At 73.8% G+C, this 1,372-nt stretch carries 1 protein-coding gene; it reads left to right on the top strand.

Features of this window, described 5'->3' with window-relative positions; all coding sequences use genetic code 11:
* The first annotated feature begins 2 nt into the window (after nt 1-2).
* Nucleotides 3-1,211 carry an L-2-hydroxyglutarate oxidase gene (lhgO, locus tag FGF04_RS39255; protein ID WP_149516169.1) on the top strand — a complete coding sequence of 403 codons (1,209 nt, stop codon included), beginning with the start codon at nt 3-5 and terminating at the stop codon, nt 1,209-1,211.
* Nucleotides 1,212-1,372 lie beyond the last annotated feature (161 nt).

Genomic DNA, 1,372 nt, shown 5'->3' with positions numbered 1-1,372 from the left:
TGGTGCGGGCGGGCGGTTACGACTGTGATGTCGTCGTGGTCGGCGGGGGGATCGTCGGGCTGTCGACGGCGTACGCGATCACGCGCGCCTCGCCCGGCACCCGCGTCATGGTGCTGGAGAAGGAGAACGGCCCGGCCCGCCACCAGACCGGGCGCAACAGCGGGGTCATCCACAGCGGCATCTACTACCGGCCGGGCTCGCTGAAGGCACGCTTCGCCGCACGGGGCGGCGCCGAGCTGGTCGAGTTCTGCGCCGAGCACGGCATCGACCACGCGGTGACCGGCAAGCTGATCGTCGCCACCGAGCGGGACGAGCTCCCGCGCCTGCACGCCCTGGTCCAGCGGGGCCGGGAGAACGGCCTCACGGTCCGGGAGCTGGGCCCCACCCAGATCAGCGAGTACGAACCGGAGGTCCGGGGCCTGGCCGCGATCCACGTCGCCACCACCGGCGTGTGCGACTTCGTGGGCGTGGCCCGCCGGCTCGCGCAGGACTCCGGTGCCGAGATCAGATACGGCGCGCGGGCCGCGTACGTCGACCGCCGTCCCGACCTCGGCGTGGCGGTCCGCACGGACGACGGCACGGTCGTCCGCGCCCGCGTCCTGGTGAACTGCGCCGGCCTCCACTGCGACGAGATCGCCCGCCTCACCGGCGACGAGCCGCAGGTGCGGATCATCCCCTTCCGCGGCGAGTACTTCACCCTCGCCCGCCCCGACCTGGTCCGCGGCCTCGTCTACCCCGTCCCGGACCCGGCCTTCCCCTTCCTCGGCGTCCACCTCACCCGGGGCATCGACGGCAGCGTCCACGTCGGCCCGAACGCGGTCCCGGCGCTGGCCCGCGAGGGCTACGACTGGCGTACGGTCCGCCCCCGCGACCTGTACTCCTCCCTCTCCTGGCCCGGCTCCTGGCACCTGGCCCGCCACCACTGGCGCTACGGCACCGGCGAGATCAGCCGCTCGGTCAGCAGGTCCGTCTTCACCCGCTCCGTCCGCCGCCTGCTCCCCGCGGTGACGGCGGACGACCTGATCCCCTCCCCCGCGGGCGTCCGCGCCCAGGCGGTCCTGCGCGACGGCACCCTGGTCGACGACTTCCTGATCCAGGAGGGCCCCCGCACGGTCCACGTCCTGAACGCCCCCTCCCCCGCGGCGACGGCCTCCCTCCCGATCGGCCGAGAGGTGGCCGACAGAGCCCTCAAGGCCCTGGCGGCAGGCTGAAGACGCACGCCCCCACGAACAGTCGGCCGCCAACGTACGGAAGGGGCCGTGCCGGTATGTCGGAGTCCGCCGCCTAGCTCTTCCGAACCATGCCTGCCCTGGTGGCAGAGTTCCGTATGCCCGGCTGCGGCGGACTCGACGTACCGGCACGGCCCCGACCC

Origin of the sequence: Streptomyces apricus (assembly GCF_008369065.1) — a bacterium.
In the GTDB taxonomy this organism is placed as follows: Bacteria; Actinomycetota; Actinomycetes; order Streptomycetales; family Streptomycetaceae; genus Streptomyces; species Streptomyces apricus.
Note: the sequence above shows the minus strand (reverse complement) of the source record. Positions and strands in the feature narration are given on the sequence as shown.